This is a genomic window from Candidatus Methylobacter oryzae, assembly GCF_003994235.2.
GTDB lineage: Bacteria > Pseudomonadota > Gammaproteobacteria > Methylococcales > Methylomonadaceae > Methylobacter_A > Methylobacter_A oryzae.
The window spans coordinates 81,669-101,463 of sequence record NZ_RYFG02000025.1 but is presented as its reverse complement, the minus strand read 5'-3'; the positions used below and the strand labels follow the sequence as shown (position 1 = coordinate 101,463).

At 48.3% G+C, this 19,795-nt stretch carries 20 protein-coding genes; 14 read left to right on the top strand and 6 right to left on the bottom strand.

Annotated features, from left to right (window positions below):
• Nucleotides 1-600 precede the first annotated feature (600 nt).
• The 13 genes from aroQ to purD all read left to right on the top strand — a co-directional run bounded on the left by aroQ (nucleotide 601) and on the right by purD (nucleotide 11,867).
• Nucleotides 601-1,047, top strand: a complete 447-nt coding sequence (aroQ, locus tag EKO24_RS05305; protein ID WP_127026832.1) for a type II 3-dehydroquinate dehydratase — start codon at nucleotides 601-603, stop codon at nucleotides 1,045-1,047.
• A 5-nt stretch (nucleotides 1,048-1,052) separates the two neighbouring features.
• Nucleotides 1,053-1,493: an acetyl-CoA carboxylase biotin carboxyl carrier protein gene (gene accB, locus EKO24_RS05300; protein ID WP_127026831.1), complete on the top strand. Its 441-nt coding sequence runs from the start codon at nucleotides 1,053-1,055 to the stop codon at nucleotides 1,491-1,493.
• 19 nt (nucleotides 1,494-1,512) lie between these two features.
• The gene (gene accC / locus EKO24_RS05295; protein ID WP_127026830.1) at nucleotides 1,513-2,856 is read left to right on the top strand and encodes an acetyl-CoA carboxylase biotin carboxylase subunit; all 1,344 of its coding nucleotides are present in this window, start codon (nucleotides 1,513-1,515) and stop codon (nucleotides 2,854-2,856) included.
• A gap of 172 nt (nucleotides 2,857-3,028) precedes the next feature.
• Nucleotides 3,029-3,553, top strand: coding sequence for an endonuclease NucS domain-containing protein (locus EKO24_RS05290; RefSeq protein WP_127026829.1), 525 nt, complete (start codon nucleotides 3,029-3,031; stop codon nucleotides 3,551-3,553).
• A gap of 177 nt (nucleotides 3,554-3,730) precedes the next feature.
• Nucleotides 3,731-3,943: a hypothetical protein gene (locus tag EKO24_RS05285; RefSeq protein WP_127026828.1), complete on the top strand. Its 213-nt coding sequence runs from the start codon at nucleotides 3,731-3,733 to the stop codon at nucleotides 3,941-3,943.
• Entirely contained in the window at nucleotides 3,940-4,278 is a 339-nt protein-coding gene (locus tag EKO24_RS05280; RefSeq protein ID WP_206667213.1) for a type II toxin-antitoxin system VapC family toxin, read from the top strand. Before EKO24_RS05285 ends, EKO24_RS05280 begins: the two co-directional genes overlap by 4 nt.
• 80 nt (nucleotides 4,279-4,358) lie before the next feature.
• Complete coding sequence (gene prmA, locus EKO24_RS05275) at nucleotides 4,359-5,237, top strand: 50S ribosomal protein L11 methyltransferase (RefSeq protein WP_127026827.1); 879 nt, start codon at nucleotides 4,359-4,361, stop codon at nucleotides 5,235-5,237.
• A gap of 322 nt (nucleotides 5,238-5,559) precedes the next feature.
• Nucleotides 5,560-6,756, top strand: a complete 1,197-nt coding sequence (locus EKO24_RS05270; protein WP_127026826.1) for a class I SAM-dependent rRNA methyltransferase — start codon at nucleotides 5,560-5,562, stop codon at nucleotides 6,754-6,756.
• Between the two features lie 218 nt (nucleotides 6,757-6,974).
• The gene (locus EKO24_RS05260; protein WP_127026824.1) at nucleotides 6,975-7,499 is read left to right on the top strand and encodes a hypothetical protein; all 525 of its coding nucleotides are present in this window, start codon (nucleotides 6,975-6,977) and stop codon (nucleotides 7,497-7,499) included.
• Between the two features lie 69 nt (nucleotides 7,500-7,568).
• Nucleotides 7,569-8,552, top strand: a complete 984-nt coding sequence (gene dusB, locus EKO24_RS05255) for a tRNA dihydrouridine synthase DusB (protein WP_127026823.1) — start codon at nucleotides 7,569-7,571, stop codon at nucleotides 8,550-8,552.
• 1 nt (nucleotide 8,553) lies between these two features.
• Nucleotides 8,554-8,838 (top strand): helix-turn-helix domain-containing protein, encoded by a 285-nt coding sequence (locus EKO24_RS05250; RefSeq protein WP_127026822.1) that lies wholly within the window; start codon nucleotides 8,554-8,556, stop codon nucleotides 8,836-8,838.
• Nucleotides 8,839-8,885: 47 nt separating this feature from the next.
• On the top strand, nucleotides 8,886-10,442 hold the full coding sequence (gene purH, locus EKO24_RS05245) for a bifunctional phosphoribosylaminoimidazolecarboxamide formyltransferase/IMP cyclohydrolase (RefSeq protein WP_127026821.1): 1,557 nt from the start codon (nucleotides 8,886-8,888) through the stop codon (nucleotides 10,440-10,442).
• 147 nt (nucleotides 10,443-10,589) lie between these two features.
• Nucleotides 10,590-11,867, top strand: coding sequence for a phosphoribosylamine--glycine ligase (purD, locus tag EKO24_RS05240; protein WP_127026820.1), 1,278 nt, complete (start codon nucleotides 10,590-10,592; stop codon nucleotides 11,865-11,867).
• 61 nt (nucleotides 11,868-11,928) lie between these two features.
• Here the strand turns inward: purD and EKO24_RS05235 are convergent, their stop codons facing one another.
• The 6 genes from EKO24_RS05235 to msrB form a co-directional block, all read right to left on the bottom strand.
• The gene (locus EKO24_RS05235; RefSeq protein WP_127026888.1) at nucleotides 11,929-12,522 is read right to left on the bottom strand and encodes an alpha-ketoglutarate-dependent dioxygenase AlkB family protein; all 594 of its coding nucleotides are present in this window, start codon (nucleotides 12,520-12,522) and stop codon (nucleotides 11,929-11,931) included.
• 1 nt (nucleotide 12,523) lies between these two features.
• A complete protein-coding gene (locus tag EKO24_RS05230) occupies nucleotides 12,524-14,680 on the bottom strand; it encodes a TonB-dependent receptor plug domain-containing protein (RefSeq protein ID WP_127026819.1) in 2,157 nt (718 codons plus the stop codon).
• Complete coding sequence (locus tag EKO24_RS05225) at nucleotides 14,677-17,079, bottom strand: EAL domain-containing protein (protein ID WP_127026818.1); 2,403 nt, start codon at nucleotides 17,077-17,079, stop codon at nucleotides 14,677-14,679. Before EKO24_RS05225 ends, EKO24_RS05230 begins: the two co-directional genes overlap by 4 nt.
• The gene (locus EKO24_RS05220) at nucleotides 17,072-17,599 is read right to left on the bottom strand and encodes a YfiR family protein (protein WP_127026817.1); all 528 of its coding nucleotides are present in this window, start codon (nucleotides 17,597-17,599) and stop codon (nucleotides 17,072-17,074) included. Before EKO24_RS05220 ends, EKO24_RS05225 begins: the two co-directional genes overlap by 8 nt.
• Nucleotides 17,600-17,663: 64 nt before the next feature.
• Entirely contained in the window at nucleotides 17,664-18,971 is a 1,308-nt protein-coding gene (locus tag EKO24_RS05215; protein ID WP_127026816.1) for a M18 family aminopeptidase, read from the bottom strand.
• Nucleotides 18,968-19,366: a peptide-methionine (R)-S-oxide reductase MsrB gene (gene msrB / locus EKO24_RS05210; RefSeq protein ID WP_127026815.1), complete on the bottom strand. Its 399-nt coding sequence runs from the start codon at nucleotides 19,364-19,366 to the stop codon at nucleotides 18,968-18,970. The genes EKO24_RS05215 and msrB overlap by 4 nt, the downstream gene beginning before the upstream one ends.
• A 166-nt stretch (nucleotides 19,367-19,532) precedes the next feature.
• Here msrB and EKO24_RS05205 point away from each other — a divergent pair, with 166 nt between their 5' ends.
• On the top strand, nucleotides 19,533-19,775 hold the full coding sequence (locus EKO24_RS05205; protein WP_127026814.1) for an OadG family protein: 243 nt from the start codon (nucleotides 19,533-19,535) through the stop codon (nucleotides 19,773-19,775).
• The last annotated feature ends 20 nt before the right edge of the window (nucleotides 19,776-19,795 follow it).

The window sequence follows — 19,795 nt, the reverse complement described above, 5'->3', positions numbered from 1 at the left end:
TTGCGGCTTACCGATAGCCTAGCTACCGTTTATAAAGCAGCTCTACCCCGAACGGATGGTGGATAACTCCGGGTTAGTATGGAATCAGAATAGTTAAAGCGAAGTTGTTGTTTTTAAAGTCGACTTGCTCATTTATTTGCCATTACCGGGTATTTAGATTTGAAAAATGAGGTACTTACGTTGAAGCAGATACAGAATTCTATATATCTAAACCGATTTTTTTACCGGTATAACATTTTTAGAGTGCGCTATGCTGTCGGCGGATCTGCTGGATTTTGCGTATTATCGTTTTTAAACGCTTAATGGCAACGATGTTAATCGCTTCTCCTGAGCAGTTAATTTCAACAGCATTGCACGATTTCATAAAAACGCATATTGCAATTAAAGATATATAAAGCCGTCCGAATACGTATAAACTCATACGTAGATTTTGCCGACAAATAACTTTCAAAATCAACAGTTTTGCGAACAACAACTGCAAACAGCCCGAATTCTGCGGCTAACTTTGGCTAAAAACATAATATCTGGACAAAATCCCATAAATTGGGCAAAATTGTCGGCTAATAATGCTTTTTAACCCTAAACCGACTGGCAAGATTAATGGCGACTATTACCGTTTTAAATGGGCCGAATTTAAACCTGTTGGGCATTCGCGAACCCGGTTTGTACGGCAATCAAACCCTCGCCGATATTAGGCAACATCTTGAACGAAAGTCTGCCGAACTCAATCATCAGCTTAACTTTTATCAAAATAACGCCGAACATCAAATCGTGGAACTGATACACGAGGCTTATCAAGCTCAAGTCGATTTCATCATTATTAATCCGGCGGCTTTTACTCATACCAGCGTCGCTATTCGCGATGCGCTGCTGGGAACCAAGATCCCATTTATAGAGGTTCATTTATCAAACGTCCACGCACGTGAGCCTTTTAGAAAACATTCCTATTTCTCGGATATTGCCAAAGGCGTTATCTGCGGACTAGGCGCAAAAGGATACGAATTGGCCTTATTGGCCGCTCATCAGATATTAACCGAGAGACATTAAAAACCATGGATATTAGAAAAATAAAAAAACTCATCGAGATTATCGAAGAATCCGACATTGCCGAACTGGAAATCAAAGAAGGGGAAGAATCTATCCGCATTAGCCGTTATTCCGCAGCGCCCGCTCCGGTCGCCTATGCACCGGCGCCTGTTGCCGCTACGCCTGCGCCTGCGCAGGCTCCAGCAGCGGTACCTGCCGAAGAAAAACTTACCGGCCATGTAGTCAAATCACCAATGGTCGGTACTTTTTACCGCGCAGCATCGCCCGGTTCCAAAGTTTTCGTTGAAATCGGTCAATCAGTCCAGGTCGGCGATACGTTATGCATCATTGAGGCAATGAAGATTCTTAATCAGATTGAGTCGGACAAGAGCGGTACCGTTACTAAAATCCTGGTTGAAAACGCCGAACCTGTCGAATATGGCCAACCCTTATTCATCATTGAATAACACCAAGGACGGGGAACTTATGTTCGATAAAATTGTTATCGCCAATCGAGGCGAAATTGCGTTGCGTATTCTTCGCGCTTGCAGAGAATTAGGCGTCAAGGTTGTTGCCGTGCATTCCGAAGCCGATCGCGATCTAAAACACGTGCGTCTGGCCGATGAATCCGTCTGTATCGGTCCTGCCGCATCAGTAGACAGCTACTTGAATATCCCGGCCATTATCAGTGCGGCTGAAGTAACCGATGCGGAGGCTATTCACCCAGGCTACGGATTTTTATCCGAAAATGCCGATTTTTCCGAAAAAGTAAAACAAAGCGGTTTTGTTTTTATCGGCCCGAATGCGGAAACCATCCGCATGATGGGTGACAAGATTTCCGCCAAGAACGCGATGCTCGCAGCCGGAATTCCCTGCGTTCCCGGCAATAACGACCCGCTCTCGGATGACAACAAAAAAAACCTGAAGCTGGCGCAGGAAATCGGTTATCCGGTTATCATTAAAGCGGCCGGCGGCGGCGGCGGTCGCGGCATGCGCACAGTGCATACCGAAGCGGCATTATTAAACGCGATCGCGATGACTAAAGCCGAAGCCGGCACTGCTTTCGGCAATCCTACGGTATACATGGAAAAATTCCTCGAAGATCCGAGACACATTGAGTTTCAAGTCATGGCCGACTCTCATGGCAATGCGATCCATTTAGGCGAACGCGACTGCTCGATGCAGCGCCGCCATCAAAAAGTGGTCGAGGAAGCGCCGGCGCCCGGCATCACCGAAGAGCAACGCAAATTTATCGGCGAACGCTGCGCCAAAGCCTGTATCGACATCGGCTACCTGGGCGCAGGTACGTTTGAATTCTTGTATGAAAAAGGCGAATTCTATTTCATTGAGATGAATACCCGCGTACAGGTTGAGCATCCCGTCACTGAAATGGTGACAGGCTTTGACATCGTCAAGGAACAATTGCGCATTGCGGCCGGCGAACGGCTGTCTATTACCCAGAACCAGGTTAAGATTCAGGGCCATGCAATCGAGTGCCGTTTAAATGCCGAAGACCCTAAAACCTTCATGCCCTGCCCCGGCACGATAGACCAGTTCCATATGCCCGGCGGCCCCGGCATCCGTTGCGAAACCCATATCTACAACGGCTATAAAGTACCGCCTTATTACGATTCGATGATCGGCAAACTGATTGCTCACGGGGAAGACCGCAAAAGCGCTATTGCCCGGATGAACACCGCGCTAAGCGAAATCATCATCGACGGCATCAAAACCAATATCCCTTTACAGCACGACATCATGAATGACGGGGCTTTTGCAGCAGGCGGGCAAAATATCCATTACCTGGAAAAAAAGCTCGGGATTTATTGAAAAAATTAAAAGCTCACCACGAAGACACGAAGAATAAATCTAAAACTTCGTGTTCTTCGTGTCTTTAGCCAAGCGGCGCTTACTTATTAGTTAGCTATCAGGAAATCATGGCTCAGTTCAATATCGTAAAATCAAATACGGATGGTGGCGTTGAACTTTATCCAATGAAGGAGTGGTTGCGCCAACAGCAAGCACATCCAGGCAATTATTATCCGGATTAAAAAAGTTAGGTTGGAAGTATGAAGAAACTTCAAATGAAGTCAGATTATTCCCACCTAATGAAACAATAAATACAAAAGCTATATCTGCGGTTTTTGGACAAGAAAATAATGACAGTCAAAGCGAAGACGAGCAGGGTTTTGGCTTGGAAAGACAGCTTAGGGATTTTTTATCCGATAATATTGGATCAATCGTTATAAATGGTAAAAAGCTTAAATTATACGTTGATCAAACTGGCAAAGATGGAGTTGAGTATCCAACTGATGTTGGTTTTATTGATGTACTTGGTATTGACGACAATGAAAACTTCTATGTTTTTGAGTTAAAAAGAGACAATGGAAGTGACAAGGTGATCGGACAAGTAGCTAGATATATGGGATGGGTTAAAAAGACTATTGGAGCCGGTAAAGTTGTTAATGGCATAGTTGTCGCAAAATCTGTAAACGAAACTTCGCTATGCGGCATCCGTTATGAATAACGTTTATTTGTACGAGTATAAAGTACAGTTCTTCTTAAACGAAGCAAACAAAATAAGCAGCTAACAAATTATTCAACGTATCGCTTTACTCCTTACATGCTTTAGTGCTGGTTAATTCAAGCATTAACCAAGGCGGGCAAAATGCGTTGCCCACCCTACTTAACCGGAGAGTAAGTCATGCTACAAGAACAAATTATTAATGAGATCAATCATATTCCAGATGACAAGCTTAATGAACTTTATGATTTAATTCATTATTTTCGCTTAGGTTTATTGTATGAACAACAAGAATTGAGTGCAAAAAATACTTATCCCTTACGTGGAGTAAAAATTCGCTATGACGAGCCTTTTGAATCAGTTGCAGAAAATGATTGGAACGCTCTGAAATGATTTTACTGGATACCCATATTTGGATATGGTGGGTTCACGGCGACGACCGTTTAACAAAAGATCATACAGAGCTATTACAACTGCATGAAAAAACAGGGCTAGGCGTGAGCGTTATTTCTTGCTGGGAAGTCGCTAAATTAGTTGAATATCAACGGTTGGAATTACCGTGTTCTGTCGATGAATGGATAAAACAAGCTCTTGCTTATCCTTATGTTCAGTTAGTCGATCTAACACCACAAATTGCGATAGAAGCAACCCAATTACCCAACCCTTTCATCGAGATCCAGCCGATCAAATTATCGTTGCGACCGGACGTATTCATGGTTGTCAGTTAATGACATTAGATGGAAAAATCCGCAATTATCCGTACGTAAAAACATTGTAAACAAACCGTTTTTCAAATAATTCTTTATATATGCCCTGGCACCAAATTACCGTTATTACCAATGAAGATCTTGCGCCCCGGCTTGCCGATTTTTTCGACAACCTCGGTGCAGTGTCCGTTACTTACATGGATGCCGAAGATGAGCCTGTGTACGAACCGGCTATCGGCGAAACCAAAATATGGAGCAATACCGAAGTTATTGCTCTCTATGAATTGGATGCCGATCCGGAGTTAATCAAAACACTGGTTTACGCCCAATTTAAAGCCGAACAATTGCGCAACTGGCGCTATGAAGCGGTAGAAGACCAGGAATGGGAACGCGCCTGGATGGAACACTACCATCCGATGAAATTTGCCGACAAGCTTTGGGTTTGCCCTACCGACCAAGAACAGTATGAGGCGGGCACGGTTTGCCTAACTCTTGATCCGGGACTCGCTTTCGGCACCGGCACACACCCGACTACCGCGCTATGCCTGGAATGGCTGGCCAGCCACGATTTAGCCGGTAAATCCGTGATCGATTACGGCTGCGGCTCAGGAATACTGGCGGTTGCGGCAGTCTTGCTGAACGCCAAGGAAGCTCATGCAGTAGATATTGATCCGCAAGCCATCACGGCAACGCAAAGCAATGCGTTAAAGAACAAAGTGCAAGATAAAATTGCCTGCTATTTACCCGAACAGTTTATTCCGTTCCAGGCCGACATAGTACTTGCGAATATACTGGCAAAACCCCTGATCGATATGGCGGAACAGATTTCTAACTTAGTCGCCCCCGGCGGCCAACTGGTTCTATCCGGCATCCTGCATGAACAAGCCGAATCGGTGATGGACGCGTACCGGCAATATATAATATTCAGAGCACCGGTACAGCAGGAAGACTGGATCAGGCTTGAAGGCATCAAGCGCTAATTGCTCCTATGGGATTGCAAGAACGCAGTCGGTTGTAGCGTGGACATCCGCCGGATTAATGCGTTCGATGGATGGTGGATGCGCTATGCTTATCCACCCACGCTCTCCCTTTTAATTGAATGTCAGTGACGAATAGAAACACCTGGAACAGCGATAGTAAGCGCCTCTACTTCCTCCAACCGTAGAAGCGCTTACTTTGGGTATCAACCTTCCGCTTTTAGCTGCTGACTAATAACGTTTTTCTTCGCTCTCTTCGTGTCTTCGTGGTAAATAACAAAAATCAACATCGTCGCCTATACTTTTTAGAACTCATGTAATTAATATGGCTCATCCTGAAATTTATTTAAAAAAGAACGAAGACAAACGCCTGCGCAAAGGCCATCTATGGGTTTTCAGCAACGAAGTCGACGTCAAACGCTCACCGCTTGAACAATTCAACGCGGGCGATCTGGTGCAGGTAAAAAGCGATGACGGCAAAGTGCTCGGCACCGCTTACATCAATCCGCAAGCGCTGATATGCGCAAGACTCCTATCCAGAAAGCCTAACCTAAAATGCGGCGCCAACTTTTTTAAAGAACGCCTGACAACAGCGTTGGCGTTAAGGGAAAAACTGTTCGACAAACCTTATTATCGCCTGGTTTTCGGCGAAAGCGACGGCCTGCCCGGTCTGGTCATCGACCGTTTCGGTCCGGTATTGTCGGTGCAAATTACCACGGCAGGCATCGATCGGCGTAAAGAATCACTGTTTACCGCCCTGCATGAATTGCTGAGCCCGGAAGCCATCATCCTGAAAAACGATAACAGCCAGCGGCAACTGGAAGGCTTAAGCATGGAATCCGAACTGGCTTACGGTAAACTTCCCGAGCCGCTGATCATTGAAGAAAACAACACTCAATTTAAAATCGACATTTTGGAAGGACAAAAAACCGGTTGGTTTTACGATCACCGCAGCAGCCGCGCCCAGTTAGCAGGCATGGCCAAAAACCGGAAAATCCTGGATTTATTTTGCTATACCGGAGCGTGGAGCATCCCTGCCGCGTTGGCCGGAGCCAGCGAAGTCACCGGCGTCGATGCATCCGAGAGCGCTTTGGCATTGGCGGCGGACAATGCGTTTCTAAACGGGGTTCAGGATAGAACGCGCTTTGTGCGTAACGATGTATTCGAGTTCCTGAAACAAGCTCGGCAGGAAAACCAACTCTACGACATTATCGTATTGGATCCTCCCGCTTTAATTAAACGCAAAAAAGATTTCAAGCAAGGCTACGAAGCTTATCGACGCTTGAATCACTTGGCTTTACAGGTATTGTCCAAAAACGGCATATTGATTTCCGCCTCCTGCTCTCATCACCTGAGCCGGGAAAACCTGCATGAGATTCTACGCTCGTCGGCACGCCATATCGACCGCCATCTAGTGTTTTTTGCCGGCGGCGGACAAGGCCCCGATCACCCGATAGATCCGGCAGCTCCCGAGACCGAATACCTGAAAACTTTTTTTTGTTCTGTCTCTTCAAGCTTGTAAAATGTGAGGTCTTTTTATGCTCGATGGAAAAGATAAAGAACCCTGCGTACTTTGCGGTCAACCGGTAGAAATCACCGGATTCTCACTGACCACGAGCGACGGCCTGCAAAAATTTTGCTGCGCCGGCTGCCTGAGCATTTATCAGTTATTTAACGAGGATAAAACCAAACCGACTATAACCCCCCTGCTAACAACAAAAAAATGAGGATATAAAAATAATGAAAGCTTGTGAGTCCTGTAGCCGCGTTGAAATCGGCAAAAATCACCAAAAAGTTCCGGTAGTGCAAAGAGCTATCGGCATGGTCATGGTCTATCTGCCGATTGCCACCCTTCCGTTTGTCTTTGCCAGCGCTTATATGACTTATTGGCACTTGCTGTTGATCGGAGCCAAAAACCTCAAGACTTACTCCGATTTCCTGCCCGACCGGGCCAGCCATCGTTATACCTTGAAAAATCAAATCACGATGGAAGGCTCGTTCAAAGCCAGCACTTCGCAGTCAAAACTGTTCTGGATACTGAACTGCACCTGGTACTGCCCTTACAGTGTCGCGCTGTTCGAATGGCACGCTTATATGGTTAAAATTGTAGAAAACTGGTGGTGCCCGTTCGGCCACGATAAAAAAGAAGGCTATAGCAACGCCAAAATCGACAAGTCTTTCTGGCATATTTATCCTGAAGATATTGCCAAACTGGAACCGGAAGACCGCGACAACCCAATCTGGAACGAAGACGGAGATAAATAAAATAGGTGAAAGAGACAAGGTGCAAGGAAACGCCTTTGCACCTTGCGCCTTTCACCTTGAACCTCTCTCATGAAAATAGGCCCTTATCAACTTGAAAACAACCTGATCCTGGCCCCCATGGCCGGTATCACCGATCGTCCATTCAGGGAATTGTGCAAACAATTCGGCGCAGGTTTGACTGTATCTGAAATGGTCGCATCCAATCCGGCTTTAAGCCGGCATAAAAGAACGCTGTTAAAAACGGACCATACCGGTGAAGTCGGCATACGTTCCGTACAGATTCTGGGCACCGATCCCCAACAAATGGCCGATGCGGCAAAACTCAACGTCGAACGCGGCGCACAGATTATCGATATCAATATGGGTTGCCCGGCTAAAAAAGTCTGCTCAGTCGCTGCCGGCTCCGCACTGTTAAGAGACGAAGCACTGGTAAAGCGAATACTGGATGCTGTCGTTAATGCGGTCGATATTCCGGTCACATTAAAAATACGCACCGGTTGGGATAAGCACAGCCGCAATGCGGTAGAAATAGCGCGAATAGCCGAAAATGCGGGCATTGCCGCGCTGACCATTCATGGACGAACCCGCGCCTGCAAGTTTGAAGGCCGGGCCGAACATGAAACCGTTAAAAAAGTGAAGCAAACCACCGGCATTCCGGTTATTGCCAATGGCGATATTGATTCGCCCGAACAGGCCCGGTTTGTGCTTGATTCGACCGGCGCGGATGCGATTATGATCGGCCGGGCGGCCCAGGGAAACCCATGGTTATTTAGCCAAATAAGCCACTTTATCAACCACGGCAAACCTATTGAAAAACCAACAATTACGGAGATACACAATACGCTGATGATTCATTTGGACAAACTATATAGCTTCTACGGCAATGCGAGCGGTGTTAGAATAGCAAGAAAACATATAGCCTGGTATTTCAGGCATCTTGAACCCTCAGCTCAGGATGCTCAACGCACTATCAACCAAGCGCAATGTCCGTCCCAACAAATAGCGCTGATTAATTCGGCCTTTAATTTTTTAACCACTGACCGTGCTGCATAATATGACCGCATCTCCCAAAAATGCCGAAATCATTAACATCGACAGCAAAAAAACCGCCGCTATTCCGTTAGCCGCGCATGTTAAGCAGACAGTGGAACAATATTTTTTGCAATTGAATGGTCATGATGCCGTCGATCTGCATGCGATGGTCATCGGTGAAGTTGAAAAACCTTTACTGCTGGCGACGCTGGAATATTCCGGCTACAACCAAACCAAGGCAGCTAAAGCGCTGGGCTTAAGCCGCAGCACCCTGCGCAAAAAACTGGAATTCTACGGCCTGTCCTAATACCCGGACAAGGCTGGATTTACCCCCTCTTTCATTCTGAGATCTGCATGAACAAAAAAGTCACTCGTGCGCTGGTCAGCGTATCCGATAAATCCGGTATCGTGGATTTTTGCCAACAGCTTCATCAATTAGGCATTGAGATTCTGTCCACCGGCGGCACTGCCAAAACACTGGCAGAAAATAACATTCCCGCGACTGAAGTTTCCGATTACACCGGTTTTCCGGAAATGATGGATGGCCGGGTTAAAACCTTGCATCCCAAAGTCCACGGCGGCATTTTGGCTCGCCGGGGCATCGACGATGCGGTCATGGCGGCCAACGGCATTAATGCCATCGATATGGTGGTAGTGAACCTGTACCCGTTCGAGCAAACCGTAGCCAAGCCCGACTGCGATCTGGAAACGGCCATTGAAAACATCGACATCGGCGGCCCGACCATGATCCGCGCCGCAGCCAAGAACCATGCCGACGTGGCAGTCATTGTCGATCCTAGCGATTATGCTTCGATTATTACCGAACTGAAAAATAACGGCGGACTATCGCACCAAACCCGCTTCAACTTGGCGTTAAAAAGTTTTGAACATACGGCGCGTTACGACACAGCGATTGCAACCTATCTTGGCAACATTAACGAAGTGCAATTTCCCGAAACGTTGAATTTGCAATTTTACCGTAACCAAACTATGCGTTACGGTGAAAACCCGCATCAAAACGCCGCGTTTTATCGTGAAAAAACGCCGGCCAGCGGTACGATTGCGGCCGCCAAGCAACTGCAAGGCAAAGAGTTGTCTTATAACAATATTGCCGATGCCGATGCGGCCTTGGAATGCGTTAAAACCTTCGACGACCACCCTACCTGCGTGATCGTTAAACATGCCAATCCCTGCGGCGTCGCCCAAGCCGATAGCCTGCTTAAAGCTTACGATAAAGCCTACGCCACCGACCCGACCTCCGCATTCGGCGGCATCATCGCGTTTAACCGCGAACTGGACGAAGCGACAGCAGCGGAAATCGTTAAACGTCAATTTGTCGAAGTCATTATTGCACCGGCCATTAGCGCTGCCGCGCAAACCGTCTTGGCCGAAAAACAAAACGTCCGCGTGCTGGAATCAGGCATATGGAGCAGCGGCAACCAAGCGGCGTTGGATTTCAAGCGCGTTGCCGGCGGTTTACTTGTGCAGGATAAAGACATCGGCGAAATCGACGCCGCCGACATCAAAGTCGTCAGCAAACGCGCACCGACCGAACAGGAAATGGCCGATTTGCTGTTTGCCTGGAAAGTCGCCAAATTCGTCAAATCCAATGCAATTGTCTACTGTAAAAACGGCCAGACCATCGGCGTCGGCGCGGGCCAGATGAGCCGCGTCTATTCGGCCAGAATCGCCGGCATCAAAGCTGGCGATGCAGGTTTGGACGTGCCGGGCTCGGCGATGGCTTCCGATGCTTTTTTCCCGTTCCGGGACGGCATCGACTCGGCCGCCGAAGCAGGCATCACTGCCGTCATCCAGCCCGGCGGCTCGATGCGCGATAACGAAGTGATTGCCGCCGCCGACGAACACAACATCGCGATGATCTTCACCGGCATGCGTCATTTCAGACACTAAAATTAAAGAACAACGTCCACGAAAGGCACGCTTAACACGAAAAACTTTCTACACTTAATTTTTTCGTGTCTTTCGTGTCGCCTAAAGGCGCCTACTTTTGGTTTTCGTGGACAACCAATCACACCTCTTACACGCACGAGAAACACCATGAAAATCCTGATCGTCGGCAGCGGCGGCCGTGAGCACGCCCTGGCCTGGAAAGCCAAACAATCTCCCAAAGCCGAAAAAGTCTTCGTCGCGCCGGGCAACGCCGGCACCGCGCTGGAGCCGTCTATCGAAAACGTCGCCATTGCCGTGAACGACATTGATGCGCTGTTAGCTTTCGTGCAGAAAGAATCCATCGACCTGACTATCGTTGGTCCCGAAGTGCCGCTGGTACTGGGCATTGTCGACCGTTTCCGTGAAGCCGGCCTCAAATGCTTCGGACCAACCGCACAAGCCGCGCAATTGGAAGGCTCGAAGACGTTCTGCAAGGACTTCATGATCCGCCATAACATTCCGACCGCGAAATACCAGTCGTTCACCGAGAAGCAGCAAGCCATCGCTTATATCAAACAGCAAGGCGCGCCGATCGTCGTCAAAGCCGACGGTTTGGCCGCAGGCAAAGGCGTAATCGTCGCCCAATCCGAACAGGAAGCGATAGCCGCGGTCGAGGACATGCTGTCCGGTAATGTGTTCGGCGAAGCCGGTAACCGCGTCGTTATCGAAGAGTTTTTAAGCGGCGAAGAAGCCAGCTTTATCGTAATAGCCGACGGCAAATACGCGCTGCCGATGGCGACTTCGCAAGATCATAAAGCCCGCGACAACGGCGACCAAGGCCCGAATACCGGCGGCATGGGTGCTTATTCTCCTGCCCCGGTCGTTACGCCTGAAATCCACGATAAGGTCATGCGCGAAGTCATCGAGCCGACCTTGAAAGGCATGGCGGCAGACGGCTTGCCGTATACCGGCTTTCTGTACGCCGGCTTGATGATCAGTTCCGACGGTACCGTTAAAGTGCTGGAATACAACTGCCGCTTCGGCGATCCAGAAACCCAGCCGATCATGATGCGCCTGAAAAGCGACTTGGTCGAACTGTGCGAAGCCGCGCTGGCCGGCAATCTCAATCAAACCGATAGCGACTGGGACGAACGCGCCGCATTAGGCGTGGTACTGGCATCGGGCGGTTACCCTGACGCCTCCGAAACCGGCAAAGTGATTTCCGGCTTGCCTGTTCAAGCTTTCGAAGACCGCAAAGTGTTCCATGCGGCAACCAAGCAAGCCGGCGACGATTTAGTCACGGCGGGTGGACGCGTGTTATGCGCTTGTGCTTTAGGCCACGATATTAAAGAAGCACAAAGCAAAGCCTATGAACTGGTCAATAGCATCCGTTGGGATAATGTTTATTACCGGACTGATATTGGTTTTAAGGCTATAAAAGCATAACATCACGAAGAAGAGCACGAAGTTCACGAGAAAAAACTTTGTGCTCTTCGTGGTGCATTAATCAATCAGCCTTAATTCTCCGAAACGTCAAATTAACCCGCGCCGTTTTCAATTTCTTCGTTTTCGGCACCGCGTGCATCCAGTGGTGCTGTAAACTGCCGGCCATGATTAATAAATCGCCGTGACCCAGCGCAATGTCCAGTTTGTCCTTGGTGTTTTTATGATGCAGCCTGAACAGGCGTTCGTCGCCCAGGCTCAACGACGCAATCACCGGATTCAATCCCAACTCCTTTTCATCGTCGGCATGGCAGCCCATTGAATCGTTGCCGTCGCGGTACAAATTGGCTAATACGCTGTTAAAAGCGCATTGGCACTGCTTTTCCACTTTTTCCCTGATTGCCTGCAACACAGGCAACCACGGCAGCGGCTGATGGTTAACGCCGGAATAGCGATACCATGCTCCGGGATCGCCGTACCAGCATATCAGCCGCGGCACTTTAACCCAGCGGCCGTAGATAAAAATGGCCTCTTCCCGCCAAGCCAGCTCGGCTTGCAGTTGCGTAAACAGTAGACCGGACTCCGGTAAACCGTAGAATTGTTTGATTAGATAAAGCTCGCCATCAAAAGGCGCAAGATTATTTTCGAGATTTAGCACATCAAAAATTAATCGATGCCTCAAGATAAAAACTTCTACCCGGCATAGGAAAGTTTTGTCCTATTTTAACTGCGGCCGGCTCCCAATAATGCGTGTCAAACGCGTTCCGTAAAGAAGCGCCAACATTCAAGTGCCCGTAGAGTTTTTTGCCTCTTAGCGTGAAATCGATGGTTTGGTAGTCATCCAAGTTCCCGTTGTCCGCTATCGGATTGATCCTGCTGCCTACCCATTTGATCTGGGACTGTAGCTGCCATTTCGGCATAAACTGCCAGGCAGCGGCAACATAAACCTGGTGTTCGGGCACGCCGGCAACCCGGCTTTTGGTTTCGTTGTTTCTGGCATATTGCCAGGCATAATTGCCCGATAAATTCCATTGTTCCTGCACTTGCCAGCTCCATTCCAGCTCACTGCCGTAACCGTCCTGGTTACCGTTATTCTGGAAAGTCGAAGAAGGGGTTCCTAGATCCGGCACCAGGGTAATCAGGTCTTTGATACGGTAATAGTAAAAATTAGCCGCGGTTCTAAGCGCCGAAACCGGACGATAGTCAAACGCCCATTCGTAGGTATTGATAGTCTCAGGCTCCAAGGCTCTGTTGCCCAATTGTATCGGATTATTCTGGCTTCCTTGCTCTGAAAAATTGGGGGCTCTAAAAGCTTTTCCATACAACAACTTACTGCTCAGCTGCTGATTGATATCCCAAACCAGGGCCGCACGCGGATTAATGGTGCCGCCGAAATCGGAATAATGATCATAGCGGACGCCGGCGGTTAATTGCCAATCATCAGCCAACTGCCATTCGTCCTGCACAACAGAAGACCAGATCGATCGAGACGTACTCGGCAAAAACACAAAAGGCGTGCCGGTAACATTGGTTAATGAGCCGTCTACAACATTCAAGCTAGGTGGAGGCAGTAACTTTGTGGCGTCAACAACACCCGGCCCAAAATTGGTCAGATGTTTTACGCTGATCTGTTCATAGCGAAAACCTGCGCTCATCAACAACTGATGCTTACTCACTCCCCGATAGATAGAACTCAATTCAATTGCGGGAATGTCTTCAACTTGCTCTGTATGGCCAATAACACCATCAGGAAATAAAACCAGTGGACTGGGCATCAAGAAATTAATATTGCCATCTGAACCGACAGGCAGTACAGCATTATCGGGGAACGGCTGGAATTGTGCTCGAAAATCGGAATGCAAGTCACTGACATGCGCTAAGAACTCCCAATCTTTAAACCAGTCTTCCGTTGAAAAACGTATATCGCCTACATATTGCTCGCCATTGGCAACACCTTTCGGGTCCAAAGCGCCGGCAGTACCTGCACGAGTATTATTCTCGGTATTAAACGCCCAGAAACCGATATCCCAATGTTTCCGTTGCAGATTCAAATGACCGTTGAAATTTTCATATTGCGAATTCAAAACACTGGGCGCATGGGACGCATGAGTCCCAAACACATTATCCAACGCCGTTTGACTATCGGTCTTAACCTCGCGGCCACTATCGCCGCCGCTATGCTGATATTGCAGACTGGCTGCGACATCCCAGCCCGCCCAGTGCGCACTATGCTGCCCCCATCCACTTTGGGTGTCATGATCCCCTACCCGGCCGCCGACTGTCGTTCCATCAATGTCCTTGGCTTTTTTAGTGATGATATTGATCACGCCGGCGAACGCATCGGCGCCGTACAAAGCCGAGCCCGGCCCGCGAATCACCTCTACTTGTTGAATCGCATCGATCGGCAGTTCCAAGCCAATCATTAATGTGCCGCGAAACGCTGTGGTCACTCGCGTACCGTTTAACAAGAACAGCACTTCCGAATTGGTCGCATTTTGGATGCCTCGGACGGTGTAATGATAATCGCCGGTCAATCCTTGTATGCTGGCATGAATACCCGGCACCGTTTCCAATACCTCATGCAGTTCGGTTGCGCCCATGGCTTTGATTTGTTCGGCGGTAATGACGCTGGTCACAGCAGCCGATTGAGAAACCAAGGTTGACGTACCGGTGGCAATGCTAACCGGCGTTGCCGCCAATTCAGCCGGCGACATCGCAAAGAAATCATCGACTTTTTCCGCCGCTGCCCCGGCAATATCGCTGTAAGAAACCATCAGCGCCAAACAATTAACAAAAAATGCAGTTTTGACTCTCATTTCAGCGCCCCCGAATAGGGTTTTACAAGCATAAGCTCATCCAGCGGCACGGGTTTGCCGATACCGTATCCTTGCGCATAATTGACGCCCAGGACATTAAGCAAATTAAAGATATGTTCATTCTCAACAAATTCGGCAATCGTTTTCTTACCCATTACGTGCCCGACTTCATTAATCGACTTCACCATCGCGAGATCGACTTTATCGTCCAGAATATCTTTCACGAACAAACCGTCGATTTTAAGAAAATCGACCGGCAGGTTTTTTAAGTAGGCAAACGAAGATAATCCGCTACCAAAATCGTCGAGCGAAAACAGGCAACCTTGCTCTTTTAATTGGTTTATAAAATTAGTCGCGTGGGATAAGTTGGCGATAGCTGCTGTTTCTGTGACCTCAAAACAAATTTTCTCCGCCGGAACCGCCCACTTCGAAAACTGCCCTGAAATAAACGCCAACATGGTTTCATCGGACAGCGACAAACCGGACAAATTAACCGAGCACAACGATAGCTTGTCCAAAAAGCCCGGCTTCGTCGCCAACCATTCAAATAGACGGCTAATGACCCAGCGATCCAGCGCCGCTGCCTGGTTATAGCGTTCTGCCGCCGGTAAAAATGCACCGGGCGGAATAATATGGCCGTTATCATCCCTATAGCGGACCAGGGTCTCAAAATGCATGCCTTCATCATCGCCGGCAATCGAGACAATAGGTTGCCCGTACAGGCAAAAGCGGTTTTGTTCCAAGCCCTGCTGAATCTTATCGACCCATTGCATTTCTCCATGCCGTATAGCCAGCTCTTCATCATCGGGCCGGAAAACATGTACCCGGTTCCGGCCTTTATCCTTTGCCGCATAACAGGCGGCGTCGGCTTCTTTGAGCAGGTTGACGGCATTGCCGGAAGAACCGTTTATCGCGGCAATGCCAATGCTCACGCCCACGGTAAAGCTTCGATCTTCCCAGGCAAAACGGAAATCTTTGACTAAGTCGCGTAAATTTTCGCAGGCTTGAAACGCCTCGTTTAATGAGCAATGATTCATCAATATCCCAAACTCGTCGCCGCCAAGACGCGCGACAAAATCATGTTTCCGCGTATGCTTTCTTAGCAATTCGCCCAACTGCCTGAGCAGCTCATCGCCGGCAACGTGACCGCAGGTATCGTTCACCACTTTAAATTGATCCAAATCCAGATAGCACAGCGCATGCTCGGAACCGTCCGTATGTGACAAAGCCGCTGCCTGCCTGATGTAACTATCGAACTGGCCGCGATTGTCCAAGCCCGTCAACGCATCGTGACTGGCTTGATAAACAATTTTCTCATGCAGCAAACGGGCTTCGGTGATGTCTTCTCCAACCATCAATAAGCTGTTTTGCCGATTTTCATTAGCGACTAATTTCGCCGATTCCCTGACCCAGATAATCCTGCCATTCTCGCAAACTTTCCTGATTTCCTGTTTATGCACCTGTGCAGGATTCATCAGGCAGCGTTCGAACAAATCGAGCATGACCGGTAAATCGTCGGCATGAACAAAATCAAAAATCGAACAATGCTGCAATTCATCAACGGCTACGCCCAAATGTCCGGCACCGGTACGATTAACCGATAAAATACGTCCGTCGACCTCCAGGTTGAACACCATGGTCGGATTATCGTCATAAAGCGCCAAATAGCGGTTTTTTGCCTGCGTCAAAGCCCGGTTCTGGGTTTCAACGGTAGCGATCAAGCCGTTAAACGCATCAACAAGCACGCCCAGCTCATCGTCATTCACTTTAACCGCTCTTAACGAGTAATCCTTGGTGGCGCTGATGTTTTCAACTTTATCGACAAGCTTTTTTATTGGCGAGGAAATAAGTGTCAATAATGGTGTTGATAAAAAGAAAGTCAGTATGGATACGCCTGCCAGCAGCAGAAGTATCCATCCGGAAAATTCGACCCTTCGCCAATAAGCCAGCGTCAGGTCAGCATAGATATAAACCGTACCCAATACGGCACCGTCTACCGCAACAGGTTGAACGATATGCAAATAGTTCTTTTCAAAACGAGTCGCTTCAGCCTTGAGCGATGGCGGACAGTGCCATGATTCGCCAACTTGTTTTATTAATTGGGCAAAAACCGCGTCCTGAGCATCATAAAGGCAAGCCAACCGAACATCCGGCAAGTTATCGAGAACGGACAAATTCTCTTTGGCTAACACCCTGTCCTCAAACATTAACGCGGCAGTACTGCGGTTGCCGACAATTTGCGCCAAGGTTGATAAATCGTCCCGGGTATTTCTCTGCAACTCTGAAATTTCAAGCACGATCAACAGCACGCCGGCAAACAATAGCGATGAAACACTGGAAAAAAACAAGATTAACAGCAGCTTGCGGTTTATTGGCAGGTTACGGATAAACTTAATCATTGGCCTCTTCCTCAACAAGCTCAGAGACTTCCAATAATTTTGCGCTGATTGCTAAATCGCTCCGTTGCAACATTTTCAGGTTAATTTGTAATTTTATTTTTCCCTGTCTGTTAATAAAGCCGATCATTCCTCCTTGGGCTGCAAAGTCTTCAGTTTCACCGACGGTTAATGTTTTATGATCGCCGCGAATATCTTTTAGAGAAAGATTGTCTTTGCTAGAGGCGCTTATAAAAAGAATATGGCAGCGCTGCTCTTTATTAAGGTTGTTAAACCGGAATAACTTAATAGGCCGTCCAAATGCGGACCTCTGTTCGATGGGATCGATTAAACCGCCAAAAGGATCGCCGCCTACAATACAAAGATTGAAGGTTTCACTTTTGTCCTGGGGCCAGGCAATAAATTTAGTGAAATTATATAAATAACCTGCTTTAACTTTATATTCGACATCGTCCGCGATGGCATGTTGCGAAAACAATACGGCCACGCCCAGTAAAACACCTGATAAGTTGATAATCTTCATGTACTCGGATGTGCTGGATGCTTGAATGTGATTCGATGTTTTTGAGCTATGTGTTAGAGATTTTCTAAACTGCTTGATCAAAAAATCGTTTCATCGCCCTGATCATATAATCATGATCCAACACCCCGGCACTTTCCCTGATGCTGTGCATCGCCCACATCGGATTGCCGACGTCGATCGAGCGAATGCCCAATTTTGCGGATGTAATCGGCCCAATCGTACTGCCGCAAGGCAAATCGCAGCGATGCGAATATTTCTGGTACGGCACGCCGGCCTGTTCGCACCAATCGGCAAACATCGCCGCCGAGACGCTCTCCGTGCTGTAACGATGGTTGGCGTTGACTTTGATCACCGGGCCTTTGTTGACGATGACTTTATGGTCGGCATCGTAGGCATTCGGAAAGTTAGGCTGGTAAGCATGCGCCATATCGGCACTGATCATGAAACTTTTCGCCAAGGCCCTGACATAATCCTCGCTATCGGTTGAACTTGCCAAAGCGATGCGTTGCAGTACGTCGGGCAGGAAACTGCCGTCCGCGCCTTTGCTGGTTTCGCTGCCGATTTCTTCATGATCGAATAATGCGCATACCCGAGTGGAATCCACACAATGGTCATCCAGCAGCGCCTGCAACGCGGCATGACATGAAGCCAGATTATCCAACTGGCTGTTTGCATAAAATTCGCTTTCCGCTCCCCAGAAAGCGCCTTTTTGCGTGTCGTAGACGGCCAAATCCCAGGACAAAATGCGCGAAGCCGCGATACCCGATTGTTGTTGCAACAGTGACGAAAAATAAGCGTGCGGCAATTGCTCTTCAGCCGCTGCCGATAAAATTAACGGTAATTCGACTTGCTTTTGCAGTTTTAACCCTTCTTCATTAACTGCCCTGTTCATGTGAATTGCCAGATTAGGCAAGCGCAGCAGTGCTTGGTCGAACTTGACCAGCTTACTGGCTATCTGGTCTTGATCGTTCTTGTAAGCGATTCTTCCGGCCAGGCTCAAATCCCTGTCGGTAAACGTCGCCAGTATCGGACCGCCGTATATTTCGACGCCCAATCTCAACAAGCTGTCCATGCTGCTAGCCGCGTTCGGCTTTATTCTTAAGCCGGGAGAATCGGTATGTGCGCCGATAATTCTAAAGCCGGTTTCGGCCAACGGCTTTTGCCCTTGGATAAACAACACGATAGACGAGTCGTCGCGCACTACGTAATAACGCCCGCCCGGCTGCAAGCTCCATTTGGCCGTTTCGTCAAGGCGTTGCCACGGCTGGGCTTGCGCCGCCAGTTGAGTCTCGATAGTACTGACGACGTGCCACGGACTGGGACTGGCGTCGATAAAATCCAGTAAATTTTGAACTTGTTGTTTGGCGCTCATGGTCTCTCTTTTAAGTCTAACGCTGCGGAATTAATGCAGTAACGCAACCCTGTCGGTGGCGGGCCGTCCTCGAATACATGGCCTAAATGCGCATCGCAAGATTTACAAGTCACTTCAACCCGGCGCATGCCATGACTGGTATCGGCATGCTCTGCCACGCTGTTTGCAGACAGTACATCCCAGAAACTCGGCCAGCCGGAGCCTGAGTTGTATTTAGTCGCCGAATCGAATAATGGATTGCCGCAGCAAATGCAATGATAAATGCCGTCCTTTTTGCAGTCGACGTACTTGCCGGTAAAAGGCGGTTCGGTCGCTTTCTGACGGCAAATGTTAAATTGCTCGGGCGTTAATTTCTGTTGCCATTGTGCATCGGTATTGCGTTGTTGATCTGTCATATTTTCACCTCATAACAACCATTTATATTGATCGTATTGTACGCGCTCAAGGCGATATAGCCAAAAGACGCCATATCGCACTCTATGATGAAGTAAAACATCGATTAGTTATGATTTTTCCCTATGATACAATGCAATAGTTAATAAATTTCATAAGTGATCAATTATGACTGAACAAATGACTAGCGGAATCGAATTAATGTTTACCGGAATGGGCATCGTATTCCTGTTCTTGATCATGCTGGTAGCCGCCATCAACATCATGTCTGCGCTGGTGCAACGCCATTTTCCGGAAATACCGGTATCAAAAGCCGTTCCCGGCATTACCGTCGACATTGATAAAAGCGTTGTCGCAGCGATTACTGCCGCCGTACACCAGTACCGAAACGACCGCAAGGACGGGAAATGATCCGGTCATTTCTCTGCATT